Raw genomic sequence first — 13,929 nt, forward strand, 5'->3', positions numbered from 1 at the left:
GCATTGCAAGAGTATCGGGCGCGCGGCCCAGGTCGCGCGCCTTTTTTTTATTCCGAAGGAGGATTCATGGTCAAGTTGAAGATGCTGGCGCTGGCTGCGCTGCTGGCAGGCGCGTTCGCGCCGGCGCACGGTCTGGCGCAGGACGCCGCGGCGGCCGATGCCGCGCAAGCGGCGCCGGAAATCGGCATCCGATACAGCGACAAGGCCGGCTGGGCATCGAAGAAATTCATGGTCTCGGCGGCCAACCCGCTGGCCGTGGAAGCCGGCTACACCATCCTCCGCCAGGGCGGCTCGGCCATCGACGCCGCCATCGCTACCCAACTGGCGCTGACCCTGGTCGAGCCGCAGTCCTCGGGCATCGGCGGCGGCGCCTTCCTGGTCCATTACGACGGCAAGGATGTACAGGCTTTCGACGGCCGCGAGACCGCGCCCGCGAAAGCTACCGAAACCCTGTTCCAGAAAGCCGACGGCAGCCCGGTGTCGCGCCTGGAGGGCGTGGTGGGCGGACGCTCGGTCGGCGCTCCCGGCGTGCTGCGCATGCTCGAAATGGCGCACAAGGAGCACGGCAAGCTGCCGTGGAAGGCGCTGTTCGCGCCGGCCATCGACCTGTCCGAGCGCGGCTTTCCGGTCAGCGAGCGCCTCAACGGCATGCTCCTGTGGGACAAGCATATCCGCAAGGACCCGGTGGCCCTGGCCTACTTCTACGACAAGGCCGGCAAGCCATGGCCGGTCGGGCACCTGCTGAAAAATCCCGCGCTGGCGGCCACGCTGCGCGCCATCGCGGCCGGCGGCGCCGACGCTTTCTACAAGGGCTACATCGCCAGCGACATCGCCGCCAAGGTGGCGTCGCACCCGACCAATCCCGGCTTGTTGAGCGCGAACGACATCGCGGGCTACCAGGCCAAGGTGCGCACGCCGGTGTGCAACGACTACCGCAGCTTCACCGTGTGCGGCATGCCGCCGCCATCGTCGGGCGGCATCGCGGTGGCGCAGATGCTCGGCATCCTTGAAACGAAAGACATGCGCGCACTGGCGCCCGTCGATGGCAAGGTCGGCGCCGAAGCCGTGCACCTGTTTTCGGAAGCGGGACGGCTGGCCTACGCGGACCGCAACCGCTACGCGGCCGATACCGACTTCATTCCGCTGCCCGGCCGCGGCATCCCGAGCCTGCTCGACAAAAGCTACCTGGCCAAACGCGCCGCGCTGATCGGCGCGAAGTCGATGGGCGTGGCGACGGCCGGCACACCGCCCGGCATGGACGTGGCGTGGGGACTGGATAACGCGATCGAAACGCCATCGACCTCGCACCTGGTGGTGATGGACGGCAGCGGCGCCGGACTGTCGATGACGACCACCGTCGAAGACGCATTCGGGTCGCGCCAGATGGTGCGCGGCTTCATCCTGAACAACCAGCTGACCGACTTCTCGTTCGATTCGCGCGACGCCGATGGCCCGGTGGCGAACCGGGTCGAGCCGGGCAAGCGCCCGCGCAGCGCGATGTCGCCGACCATCGTGTTCGACAAGCAGACCAAAAAGCTGGTGCTGGCGGTCGGTTCGCCGGGCGGCCCGGCGATCATCAACTACGTGGCCAAGGTCCTGGTGGGCACGCTGGACTGGGGCCTGAACGTGCAGCAGGCCATCAGCCTGCCCAACTTCGGCAGCCGCAACGGGCCGACCGAGCTGGAAGCAGGGCGCTTTTCACCCGCCGTGCATGAAGCGCTGAAGGCGCGCGGCCACCAGCTGCGCAGCTACGACATGAACTCCGGCCTGCATGGCATCCAGCGCCTCACCATCCACGGACAGCAGTACTGGTTCGGCGGCGCCGATCCGCGCCGCGAAGGCGTCGCCAAGGGCGACTGATAGTCCTCCGATGTAACTTTTGCTACCGCAAGACCGGTATTGCCTGATAACCTTGCTGTATGGGATTAAATCAGAAAACCGGGCTGATTCTGACCGGGGGCGGGGCACGCGCGGCCTACCAGGTCGGCGTGCTGCAGGCCATATCGCGCATCTTGTGGGAAGCCGGCTGGCCGCCCGCGCGCTCGCCTTTCGACATCATCTGCGGCACCTCGGCCGGCGCGATGAACGCGACCGCGCTGGCCTGCCGCGCCGACAACTTCGGCGAGGGCGTGCAGAAGCTGCTCGACGTGTGGGAGAACATCGCGGTCGAACAGGTGTACCGCGCCGACTCGATCGGCGTGCTGCGCTCCGGCGCGCGCTGGCTTTCGCTGTTGTCGTTCGGCTGGCTGCTGCGCAAATGGCGCGCCGCGCCGCCTGCCTCGCTGCTTGACAACACCCCGCTGGTCGGCCTGCTGCACCGCATGCTCGACCTGCCGCGCCTCGATGTCGCGCTGTCGGAAGGCCTGCTGCACGCGCTGGCCGTGACGGCGTCGTCGTACACCGCCGGCAACCACATCACCTTCTACCAGGCCGCTACCGAGATCGCGCCGTGGGTGCGCATGCAGCGCATCGCGATGCAAAGCCAGATCGGCATCGAGCACCTGCTGGCCTCGTCGGCGATCCCGTTCATCTTCCCGGCCGTGCCGCTGTACATGGGCGGGCGGCGCGAGTACTGCGGCGACGGCACCATGCGCCAGCTGGCGCCGATCTCGCCCGCGATCCACCTCGGCGCGACCAAAGTGCTGGTGGTCGGCGCCGGCCGCCTGGCCGAGCCGCCCCACGCCGGCCCGCCGAACCCCAGCTATCCGAGCCTGGCGCAGATCGCCGGCCACGCGATGTCGTCGATCTTCCTCGACAGCCTGGCGGTGGACATCGAGCGCCTTAACCGCATCAACCTGACCCTGTCGCTGCTGCCCGGCGAGTACCGCGACATGACCCCGCTCAAGCCGGTCGACTTGCTGGTGATCGCGCCGTCCGAGCGGCTTGACGATATCGCCAGCCGCCACGTCCACAGCCTGCCGGCGCCGGTGCGCACGCTGCTGTCGGGGATCGGCGCGACCGAGGCGCGCGGTTCGGCGCTCGCGTCCTACCTGCTGTTCGAGGCAAGCTACACGCGCGAACTGATCGCCCTCGGCCGGCGCGACACCGAAGAGCGCAAGGCCGATGTGCTAGCCTTCTTCGCATCATGAAAATCCGATGAACCACACCATCAAACACCTGCTCGCCGCGCTGGCGCTGTTCGGCATGCTGGTCGCGGCCAGCCAGGCCGTGGCGCCCGCGCGCACGCTGCGCTTCGAACACCTGAGCGTCGACCAGGGACTGGCCCAGGAGTCGGTATTGGCGATCGCGCAGGACCGCGACGGCTTCATGTGGTTCGGCAGCCAGGCCGGCCTGTCGCGCTTCGACGGCTACCGCGTGGTGGTCTACCGCCACCAGATCGACAACCCGAAAAGCCTGGTCAACAACTGGGTGCGGGTGCTGCATGTCGATGAACGCGGCGACTTGTGGATCGGCACCGACGGCGGCATCGACCGCTTCGACCCGAATACCAACGCGTTCACGCATTACCTTCTGCAGGAGACGGTCCGGCGCGGCAACGGCAACCGCCATATCCGCGCCATCACCGATGCCGGCAACAACGGGCTGTGGATCGCCACCAGCGACGGTCTCCAGCACCTCGATATCGCCACCGGCAAATTCACGGTCTGGCACAAGGTGCCGGGCGATCCGACCAGCCTGTCCGACAACCAGGTCGACGCGCTCGCGGTCGACGCCAGCGGCCGCCTTTGGGTGGGCACGGCGGGGGGGCTGGACAGCCTGGCGCCCGGTGCGCGCAGTTTCATGCACCACCCGGTGACCGATCGCGACCTGCGCTACAACGCCGTCCAGGCGCTGGTCGTCGACGCCCAGCAGACCCTGTGGATCGGCAGCATGGGCGGTCTCGAACGCAGCGCAGGCGACGTGCGCAAGGCCGGCGACAAGCTCGAACGGCGCCGGATGGGCGAGGCCACCGGCCTGAAAGACGGCGTGATTGCCAGCCTGTATGAAGATGCGGACGGCAGTATCTGGGTGGGCAGCTATGCCGAAGGCCTGTACCGCTGGGACGCGCGCGCCGGCCGCTTCCAGAACCACCGCCACCTGCCGGGCGACGCCCACAGCGTCGCCGACAACCGCATTTCCGCGCTGCACCGCGACCGCGTCGGCACCTTGTGGGTCGGCACCTGGTTCGCCGGTGTGAGCCGGGTCGACCTGAACAGCGGCGGCTTCTCGCGCATCATGCGCCAGCCGGACGCGTCCGGCGCACTGTCCGGCAACAAGGCGCGCGCGATCCTCGACGATGGCAACGGCAAGCTGTGGCTCGGCATGAACAGCGGGTTGAATCATTACGATCCGCTAAGCGGCATGGCGCGCGTGTACCGCCACGACCCGAACAATCCGAACAGCCTGGCCGACCCGGCCGTCGGGGCCCTGGCGCGCGACCGCGATGGCGGCCTGTGGATCGGCGGCGACAGCGGCCTGACACGCTTCCACCAGGCCAGCGGGCGCTACACGCACCTGTCGCTGGGCGACCCCGAAAGCGACAAGGTGCGCGGCATGCTGGCCGACCGCGCCGGCAATATCTGGGTCGCGACGCGAGGGGGGCTTCACAAGGTCGATCCGGCCACGCGCCGCGTCTCCAGCTTCCGCCACGACGTCGCCGATCCGGGCTCGCTGGCCGACAACGTGGTGCGTCCGATCCTCGAGGACCGGGCCGGCCGCTTCTGGGTCGGCACCTTCGATGGCCTCGACCTGATGGACCGCGCGGCCGGCACTTTCCGCCACTTCCGCCACGATCCGAACGATATGTCCAGCCTGTCGCACGACGAGGTCCACTACCTGCTCGAAGACAGCAAGGGCACGGTGTGGATCGGCACCGCGGGCGGATTGAACCGCATGCGCATCGACGCGCGCGGCAAGGTCAGCTTCCAGCGTTACACCGTTCGCGACGGCATGTCGGACGACGCGGTCGCCGCCATCCTCGAAGACGGCGCAGGCTTCCTGTGGATCAGCACCAATACGGGCATCTCGCGCCTGGAACCGCTGACCGGCAAGTGGCGCAACTACAGCGCCGTCGACGGCACCATCGAGGGCGCCTACTTCGACGGCTCGGCCATGCGCGCCCCTGACGGCACGCTGTACTTCGGCGGCTTCAACGGCGTCACTGCCTTCAATCCGGGCGCGATCAGCGACAACCGCATTCCGCCGCGCGCCGTCGTGACCGGGTTCCAGATATTCAACCAGCCGGTGGAGCTGGCGCGCCCGGGGTTGTTCGCGGGGCCGGTCGAGCGCGCCCGCGCGATCACACTGGCCGCCTCCGATTCGGTATTCTCGCTTGAATTCTCGGGTCTCCACTACGCGGCGCCGCAGCGCAACCGCTTCGCCTACCAGCTCGAAGGCTTCGACCACGACTGGGTCGACACCAGCGCCGGGCGCCGCTTCGCGACCTACACCAACCTCGATCCCGGCACCTACACGTTCCGCGTCAAGGCCGCCAACAAGGACGGCGTCTGGGGCGTACCCGGCGATCCGTTGATCATCACGGTGCTGCCGCCGGTGTGGAAAACCTGGTGGTTCCGCACCATGGCCACCTTGATTCTGCTGGGTTGCGGCTGGCTTGCTTACCGCGCACGCCTGTCCGGCCTGCGCCGCCAGAAGGCGCTGCTCGAGCGCCAGGTCAGCGCGCGCACCGAGGAGATCGAACAGCAGAACCGCCTGCTGGAACAGCAGAAGCGCGAGCTGGAAGCCGAGCGCTTCGAGGCCGAATGCCAGCGCGCCGAGGCCGAGCGCCGCCGCGCCGACGCCGAACGGCAGAAGGAGGAAGTCCAGCGCCAGAAGGAGAACGTGGAGCAGGCGCACCGCGACATCTCGGTGCTGTCCGAGCGCCTCAGCCTGGCCAAGCGCAGGGCCGAGGACGCGACGCGCCAGAAGTCGGAATTCCTGGCCAACATGAGCCATGAGATGCGCACCCCGCTGGCCGGCGTCATCGGCATGCTCGGCTTCGCGCTGCGCGACGCCAGCCTGCTGGCCGCCACCCGCGAACAGGTGGTGCGCGGCCAGGCCAACGCCCGCTCCCTGCTGGCCATCATCAACGACCTGCTCGATTTTTCGAAGATCGAGGCGGGCAAGCTGGCGCTCGAGCACATCGACTTCAGCCTCGAAGACAAGATCGAAAATGTGGCCAGCCTGTTCGAGGAGCAGGCGGATTCGCACAGCGTCAACTTCGCCATCGAGCTGGGCGACGGCCTGCCGCGTTTCGTGGTGGGCGACCCGACCCGCCTGCGCCAGGTGCTGGTGAACCTGGTCGGCAACGCCTTCAAGTTCACCAGGCAGGGCACGGTGACCTTGCGGGTGGAGCGCGCCGCGCCGGACGATGCGACCGACGGTGTCAACATGATCCGCTTCTCGGTGCAGGACACCGGCATCGGCATCGCGCCGGATGCGCTCGCGCGGCTGTTCCAGAAATTCGAACAGGCGGACAGTACGACCACGCGCCGCTACGGCGGCACCGGGCTGGGACTGGCGATCTGCCGCCAGCTGGTGCTGCTGATGGGCGGCACAGTGTCGGCCGAAAGCACCGAAGGCGTCGGCAGCACCTTCAGCTTCGTGCTGCCGCTGGCCGACGGCAACAGGCCGGCACCGGCCCCGCAGGTCCCGCGCGAACCCCATTCGCACCGCCTCACCGTGCTGTGCGCCGAGGACTTCCCGACCAACCAGATCATTATCCGCACGATGCTCGAGGACCTCGGGCATTACGCCGACGTGGTGCCGAACGGCGTGGGCGCCGTGGCGGCCTGCGCGCGCACCGACTACGACCTGGTCCTGATGGATGGCCGCATGCCGGAAATGGACGGGGCCAGCGCCACGCGCCTGATCCGGGCCGGCGGCCCGCCTGCGGCTCCGGTGCGCGATCCCGGCGTGATGATCGTCGCGCTGACCGCCAACGCCAGCGAGGAAGACCGGGTCCGCTACCTGGCCGCCGGCATGGACGATTTCCTGACCAAGCCGATCGACGAGTCGGCGCTGTACGCGCAGCTTGGCAACGCAGTGGTGCGCCAGCTGGCGCGCGGGGTGGCGCTGGCGCCGATGCCGCCGCAGGGGCCGAGCACCAGCGACCTCGATGCGATGTTCGGGGTGGCGACCGGTGCGCCGCAGCTGGCGCCCGCAGGCGACGATGCACCGGACGCGGTCCTGCTGCGCCGCATCCGTGCGGCCTTCGCGGCCGACGTGCCGGCCCGCCGCGCGGAGCTGGAAGCGGCGATCGGGACGCGCGACCACGAGGCGGCGGCGCGCCTGCTGCACGGTATGAAGGGCAGCGCAGGGCACCTGCGCGCTGCCGGGCTGCATGCGCTGTGCGGCAAAATGGAGACGGCGGCCGATGCGCGCGACTGGAACGCGATCGGGCTTGCGCTGCCGCGCCTTTACGCGCTGCTGGGCGATTACGACATGGCGGGCGCCTGAATGGACACCTTGCGAGAGCGGATGAAAGTACTGGTAGTGGACGACGACGTGGTCTCGCGCATGGTGCTGATGCACCTGGTCGACAACTGCGGCAGTTATGACATCGTCGAAGCGGCCGACGGCCTGGATGCATGGGACCAGCTGGAAGCAGGGCTGCGGCCGCAAGTGCTGTTCTGCGACCTGCGCATGCCGCGCCTGTCCGGCATGGACCTGCTGGCGCGCGTGCGCGGCGACGGCGCCTTCGACGCCATGCCGTTCATCCTCGTCACCTCGAGCACCGACACCGCCACGCTCGACCAGGCCGCCGGCCTCGGCGCATCGGGCTTCATCGTCAAGCCCTTCCAGGCCGGGCAGATCAGGGTGCACCTGGCCGCGTTTTCCGATCCGCCGGCCGCCTGGGTGCACCGCGCCGAGCCGCCCGCCGCCACCATGGCGCGGCTGCGCATCGACGCACGCCGCCTGCTGGCCTACCTGGGCGGCTTCCAGGTGCAGCTGACCGCCGCCAGCGGCGACATCGATGCGATGGTCGCGCGCGGCGAAACGGCGGCGGCGCGCGAGCGCGTCGAGCGCCTGCATGCGGGCTGCACCACGCTGGGCCTGGCCGGCGCCGCCGACGCCTTCGACGCGCTCGGCCCGGATAGCCATGAGGGCGACCGCGTGCACCTGGTGCTGGCCGACGCGGTGCGCGCCGTTCTGGCCCAGGCCGGCCTCACACGGGCCATCCCACCTGGGCATTGAGGGAGATCAAATAGGGCTTGCTGACGGTATATTTTAGGTTTAAAGTTCCTGCCACATATCCGACTCAACCTTCACATCGGGGCGACCATGGCAAGCTTGACCGCAGCAGAACTGAGTCCGTCCGGCTATGCCGACAATTTCGCCCGTGAGCACCTGCCGCCCGCCGACCAATGGCCTGAGTTCCTGTTCGACCTGCCCGAACTGTGCTATCCCGAACGCCTGAACTGCGTCGCCGAACTGCTCGACGCCGCCGTCGCGCGCGGCGATGGCGGGCGTACCGCCGTCATCGGCGAACACGAAACCCTGACCTATGCCGAACTGCTGGCGCGCGTCGACAGCTTCGCCCACGTGCTGCGCGAGGACATGGGCCTGGTCACCGGCAACCGCGTGATGCTGCGCGGGGCGAACAACCCGGCGATGGCGGCCGCCGTGCTGGCGGTGCTCAAGGCCGGCTGCATCGCCGTGCCGACCATGCCGCTGCTGCGCGGGCGCGAGCTGGCCACGATCATCGACAAGTCGAGAGCCGACGCGTTACTGTGCGCGGCCTCGCTGCGCACCGAGATCGACGCCGCCCTGGACATCGCCGACGGGGCCAACGTCGGGCGCGGCACGCTATTTTTCAACGACCCTGGCAACGCACGTTCGCTGGAAGCGCTGGCCGCGCGCCATACCACGCCGTTCGCGCCGGCCGACAGCGCCGCCGACGACGTCTGCCTGATCAGCTTCACTTCGGGCACCACCGGCATCCCGAAGGGCACGATGCATTTCCACCGCGACGTGCTGGCGATCTGCGACTGCTTCCCGCGCCACACGCTGGGCTCAAAGCCGGACGACATTTTCATCGGCACGCCGCCGCTGGCCTTTACCTTCGGGCTGGGCGGGCTGCTGCTGTTCCCGATGCGGGTCGGCGCGGCCGGGGTGCTGCTTGAAAAGCTGACGCCGGAGACCCTGTTGGCCAGCATCGAGAAGTACCGGGCGACGATCTGCTTTACCGCGCCTACCTTCTACCGCCAGATGGCGGCGCTGGCCGGCAAATACGACTTGTCCAGCCTGCGCGAAACCGTATCGGCCGGCGAAGCGCTTCCGCTGCCGACGCGCGATGCGTGGAAGGCGGCGACCGGCCTGGCGATGATCGACGGTATCGGCGCGACCGAGATCCTGCATATCTTTATCTCCGCCGCCGGCGAGGATATCCGTCCCGGCGCCACCGGGAAGCCCATACCCGGCTACCAGGCCTGCGTGCTCGATGCGCAGGGCAAGCCGGCAGGGCCCGGGGTGGTGGGGCGGCTGGCGGTCAAGGGCCCGACCGGCTGCCGCTACCTGGCCGACGAACGCCAGTTGAACTATGTGGTCGACGGCTGGAACCTGACCGGCGACGCCTACGAGATGGATGAAGAGGGCTATTTCCATTACCGCTCGCGCACCGACGACATGATCATTTCGGCCGGTTATAACATCGCCGGGGCCGAGGTCGAGGATGTGCTGCTGCGCCATCCGGCGGTGGCCGAATGCGGCGTGGTCGGCCGTCCCGACGAGGAGCGCGGGCAGGTGGTGGAGGCGCATGTGGTGCTCAAGCCGGGCTTCGAAGCTTCGCCCGGGATGGCGCTGGAACTGCAGAATTTCGTCAAGGCGGATATCGCGCCATACAAGTATCCGCGCTCGGTGAAGTTCGCCGACAAGCTGCCGCGCACCGAGACCGGCAAGCTGCAGCGCTTCAAGCTGCGCAACCCTTGAACCGCCACGCCAGGCGAGGACGCGATGCGCGATAAAGAAGAGCAGGACGACGACGGCCATCCCGATCTCGCGAGCCGGCTGACCGACGACCATCACCAGTCGCTCAAGCTGTGGCTGCGCATGCTGTCGTGTACCGTGCGGATCGAGAACGAGATCCGTAGCCGCCTGCGCGCCAGCTTCAACATCACGCTGCCGCGCTTCGACCTGATGGCGCAGCTCGAGCGCCATCCCGACGGCCTGCGCATGGGCGAGCTGTCCAGGCGCATGATGGTCACCGGTGGCAATGTCACCGGCATCACCGACCAGCTCGAGCGCGAGCAACTGGTGGTGCGGGTGCCGCACCGGACCGACCGGCGCGGCTACAGCGTCAAGCTGACCGACGAGGGCCGCCGCGCCTTCGCCGAAATGGCGGTGGTGCATGAGGGCTGGATTGCGTCGATGCTGAAGGATATGCCGACAGCGGAGAAGACGCAGATGATCGGGCTGCTGGCGGAGATGAAGCGGCGGCTTGATGGGCTTGGTAGGGACGCGACTTAAGCGTTTCCAAGTTTGATTTGGCGCAAAGTGCAGGTGGACACCGAAGCGCGGCCCGGGTACTTCCGTAAACTAGATGGTGCCGCAGTGTGCAGCATCGTCAACGGAGCCAATAAAATGAATGCCTCAATGCCCGGGGAACCTCGCAAGCCCGAAGATACTGATGACGTTGCAGCGCCCCCTGTCGCGGAGTACCATGCAAGCATGGACAAACGGCTCTCCATCCTGGAAATGCGTTTCGATACTGTTCTGCCTACCTTGGCAACCAAGGCCGATCTCGCTGAGTTACGCACGGAAATACTGACCGCGCAGGAGCGTTTGCGCAGCGATTTCAACGTGGCGCAGGAGAAACTGCGAAGCGAGATTCTCAATGCCATGCGGGAGATGCAAAGCAGTCTGCTCATGTGGATCGTCAGCACAATGGTGGCCATGTTCCTGGGCATGGTTGGTCTGTTCCTTAGCATCTCTTCAACCATGATGGAAACCACCGAACGCATGGTGCAGACCCATATTCGCGGCATCCAGGATGCACGGGAGGCGCAGCCTGCACCGCCCAGTCCGTCGCCGTCCCCCTGACCAGCCTCAACGTGCGGCGCGTCGCGCGCCCTCCGACCTTCAGCTCGTTGCAAAATACCTGACGCATGCCGTGTTCGCGCACCTCGCCGAAGCCGCCGGTCGCGGCGTCAGCGAAGGCGCTTGAGGAGTTCGGGCAGCCGGTAAGGCTTGGACACGAACGCGAATTCGTCGATATCTCCCTGCTGCTGGCGCAGCGCCGGCATCGGATAGCCCGACGCGAGCAAGATGCGGGCGTCTGGATACTCGCGCCGCACGATGCGCGCCAGCTCGATGCCGGACATCTGCGGCATCATCACGTCGCTGAACACCACATCGACGTCCACGTTGCGCTCCAGGATGGCCAGCGCATCCTTGGCGTTGTTCGCGACCAGCACGTCGTAGCCGAGGCTCTCGAACAGCGTCGCCGCCAGCTGCGCGAGGTCTTCCTCGTCCTCGACCACCAGCACCTTTTCGCGCGCGCTGCTGTCCGCCGCACGCTCGCCTTCCTGCTCGCCGCTGACCGGCAGCAGGATGCGCAGGGTGGTGCCTTTGCCGGGCGTGCTCTCGACGGCGATGTCGCCCCCGGACTGGACGATGAAGCCATGCACCTGGGCCAGGCCGAGGCCGGTACCCTTGCCAACCGGCTTGGTGGTAAAGAAGGGCTCGAAGACGCGCGCGGTGACGTCCGGCGACATGCCCATGCCGGTATCGGCGACGCTCACCTCGATGTATTTGCCCGGCGCCAACGTGCCATGTCCGTCCAGCATGACGGTGCGGGTTTCGAGCAGCAGGCGGCCACCGTCCGGCATCGCGTCGCGTGCATTGACGACCAGGTTCAGGATCGCCGTTTCGAAGCGCGCTTCATCGATGCAGGCATTCGGCAGGCCGCCCGCGAGCGCGACGTGAAAGTCGATCGACGAATCCACTGCGCGGCGCAGCACGCTTTCGAATCCTTCCACCAGCTTGTTGATGTTGTGGATGGCCGGGGCCAGCGGCTGCTGGCGCGCGAATGCCAGCAATTGCTGGGTCAGCGAGGCGCCGCGCTCGATCGCGCGGTTCATGCTGTCGAGAACCCTGCTGTCGATGCCGGCCGACCGCGTCTTGATGATTTCGAGCCCGCTCGCCACCACCGACAGCAGGTTGTTGAAGTCGTGCGCGATGCCGCCGGTCAGCTGGCCGATGGCTTCCATCTTCTGCGACTGGAACAGCGCGGCCCGGGTCTGATCGAGCGACTGGGCGGCCAGGCGCTGTTCGGTCACGTCGCGCGTGATCTTGGCGAAGCCGAGCAGGGTGCCGCTGTCGTCGCGGATCGCATCGACCACCACGTGGGCCCAGAAGCGCGAGCCGTCCTTGCGCACGCGCCAGCCTTCGGACTCGTACTTGCCGACGCGCTCGGCGGTGGCGAGCGCCAGCGCCGGCAGGCCGGACTTACGGTCGGGCTCGGTATAGAAACGGGAGAAGTGCGAACCGACCACTTCGGCGGCCTGGTAGCCCTTGATGCGCTCGGCGCCCGCGTTCCAGTTCGACACCTCGCCGCCCGGCGACAGCATGTAGATCGCGTAGTCGACCACGCCTTGCACCAGCAGGCGGAAGTGCTGTTCGCTGGCGTGCAGCGCATCGCGCGCGGCCTTTTGTTCGGTGATGTCGCGGGTGATCTTGGCAAACCCGATCAGCTCGGCGCCGTCGAACACCGGGTCGATGACGACGCTGGCCCAGAACCGCGAGCCATCCTTGCGCACGCGCCAGCCTTCGCACTCGAACTTGCCTTCGGTGCGGGCGGTCAGCAAGGCGCGGGCCGGCACGCCGCTGGCCTGGTCTTCGGGCGTGTGGAAGCGCGAGAAATGCCGCCCGACGATCTCGTCAGCCTGATAGCCCTTGAAGCGTTCGGCGCCGGCATTCCAGGAACTGACCTTGCCGTCCGGGTCCAGCAGGTAAATCGCGTAGTCCCGGATGCTCGAGATCAGCAATTGCTGGCGCTGCTCATAGCTCAGGTTGTGGATCTGGTTCGTCATTAATTGCTCATGTTCTCGTCATGCGGGGCTGCGCGCGGTAGCAGCGAACCGCTCGGGTTCTGGCTTGAATATGCGCGGCGGCGATCGGACGGCGTTGGCCGATGTGTACAACCGTTTCCGCCAGTAACTATTGGGCAATTATATAAGGAAATGATCAGGAGGCGCGCGGCCCGTCCAGGCCGGCAACGCCACCAGCTGCCGGCTGGCGTGGGCAAGCCCTCTGGTGGCGCAAATTCTACGACCCGCGGCAATGAGGTGATAGCATGACTCACATTATCGACGTGCGTATGCATGGTGAAGCAGACAGTTCACCACTGCAGATGATCAGCTCGACCCGGTTTGCGTACTTGGAGCGGATGGAGGCTTTGGCTAAGCAGCTCGTTGCCACCCGGATTGCGGCCGCGCGGTGCCGACGACCCAACGATGCCCACTGCTACCAGCGCATACCAAATGCTCGTTCCCCACGCTGTCGGAAGTTGTGTGCCAAGGTGTTGATTTAGAAGACCATCCAAAATACGATTAGCCCGATCTCGGTATGTACACCTGCAGCATTCGCAGATCCCTGTGGCTAACCATACGCGCCAGGTCGAGTACCCCGAGCTGCTTGGCCAGCCGTGTGACAACCGCGTGCCGGGTGTCGTGGAACGTCCCGCCTTCGATGCACGTTCGGTCGCGGGCTTTGCGGAAGAGCGCGTCAAGCGATTGAGGTGAAACGCAAACATATGGGTTGGTCCCTCCGACTGGAATCGAACCAGTATCCCACGCTTAGGAGGCATGTGCACTATCCATTGTGCTACGGAGAGGACTCTGTGGTTCGGCGATCGGGCATGCCGGTGTCGTGAACCGAGCGCAATTATAGCCGAGGACGGGCGACAAATAGAATGGCGGCGCCGATCTATCGGTACAATGCGTGTTTCTTTCATTTCCGGCCCTGCTTCCCAGCACGGCCTCGCACCGG

General features: G+C 67.0%; 9 protein-coding genes and 1 tRNA gene. 8 read left to right on the forward strand and 2 right to left on the reverse strand.

What is annotated here, in order from left to right; translation table 11 throughout:
- The first annotated feature begins 66 nt into the window (after positions 1-66).
- The 7 genes from ggt to HHL21_RS13635 all read left to right on the forward strand — a co-directional run bounded on the left by ggt (position 67) and on the right by HHL21_RS13635 (position 10,980).
- A complete protein-coding gene (gene ggt, locus HHL21_RS13605) occupies positions 67-1,860 on the forward strand; it encodes a gamma-glutamyltransferase (protein ID WP_169466731.1) in 1,794 nt (597 codons plus the stop codon).
- Positions 1,861-1,919: 59 nt separating this feature from the next.
- On the forward strand, positions 1,920-3,089 hold the full coding sequence (locus HHL21_RS13610) for a patatin-like phospholipase family protein (RefSeq protein WP_169466733.1): 1,170 nt from the start codon (positions 1,920-1,922) through the stop codon (positions 3,087-3,089).
- Positions 3,090-3,096: 7 nt separating this feature from the next.
- Entirely contained in the window at positions 3,097-7,398 is a 4,302-nt protein-coding gene (locus HHL21_RS13615) for a hybrid sensor histidine kinase/response regulator (protein ID WP_169466735.1), read from the forward strand.
- A gap of 21 nt (positions 7,399-7,419) precedes the next feature.
- The gene (locus HHL21_RS13620; RefSeq protein WP_169466737.1) at positions 7,420-8,136 is read left to right on the forward strand and encodes a response regulator; all 717 of its coding nucleotides are present in this window, start codon (positions 7,420-7,422) and stop codon (positions 8,134-8,136) included.
- 87 nt (positions 8,137-8,223) lie between these two features.
- On the forward strand, positions 8,224-9,870 hold the full coding sequence (locus HHL21_RS13625) for an AMP-binding protein (protein ID WP_229496402.1): 1,647 nt from the start codon (positions 8,224-8,226) through the stop codon (positions 9,868-9,870).
- A gap of 24 nt (positions 9,871-9,894) precedes the next feature.
- Positions 9,895-10,407: a MarR family winged helix-turn-helix transcriptional regulator gene (locus HHL21_RS13630; protein WP_169466739.1), complete on the forward strand. Its 513-nt coding sequence runs from the start codon at positions 9,895-9,897 to the stop codon at positions 10,405-10,407.
- A gap of 201 nt (positions 10,408-10,608) precedes the next feature.
- Complete coding sequence (locus HHL21_RS13635; protein ID WP_206085779.1) at positions 10,609-10,980, forward strand: hypothetical protein; 372 nt, start codon at positions 10,609-10,611, stop codon at positions 10,978-10,980.
- A 107-nt stretch (positions 10,981-11,087) separates the two neighbouring features.
- Here HHL21_RS13635 and HHL21_RS13640 read toward each other — a convergent pair whose 3' ends face one another.
- Entirely contained in the window at positions 11,088-12,971 is a 1,884-nt protein-coding gene (locus HHL21_RS13640) for a hybrid sensor histidine kinase/response regulator (protein WP_169466743.1), read from the reverse strand.
- Between the two features lie 564 nt (positions 12,972-13,535).
- On the opposite strand from HHL21_RS13640, the gene HHL21_RS13645 reads away from it, so the two are divergent.
- Entirely contained in the window at positions 13,536-13,682 is a 147-nt protein-coding gene (locus HHL21_RS13645; RefSeq protein WP_169466745.1) for a hypothetical protein, read from the forward strand.
- Between the two features lie 17 nt (positions 13,683-13,699).
- Here the strand turns inward: HHL21_RS13645 and HHL21_RS13650 are convergent.
- Positions 13,700-13,774: transfer RNA gene (locus HHL21_RS13650), tRNA-Arg, on the reverse strand.
- Positions 13,775-13,929: the final 155 nt, after the last annotated feature.

The sequence above is a fragment of the Massilia polaris genome, from assembly GCF_012927275.1.
Lineage (GTDB): Bacteria > Pseudomonadota > Gammaproteobacteria > Burkholderiales > Burkholderiaceae_D > Telluria_A > Telluria_A polaris.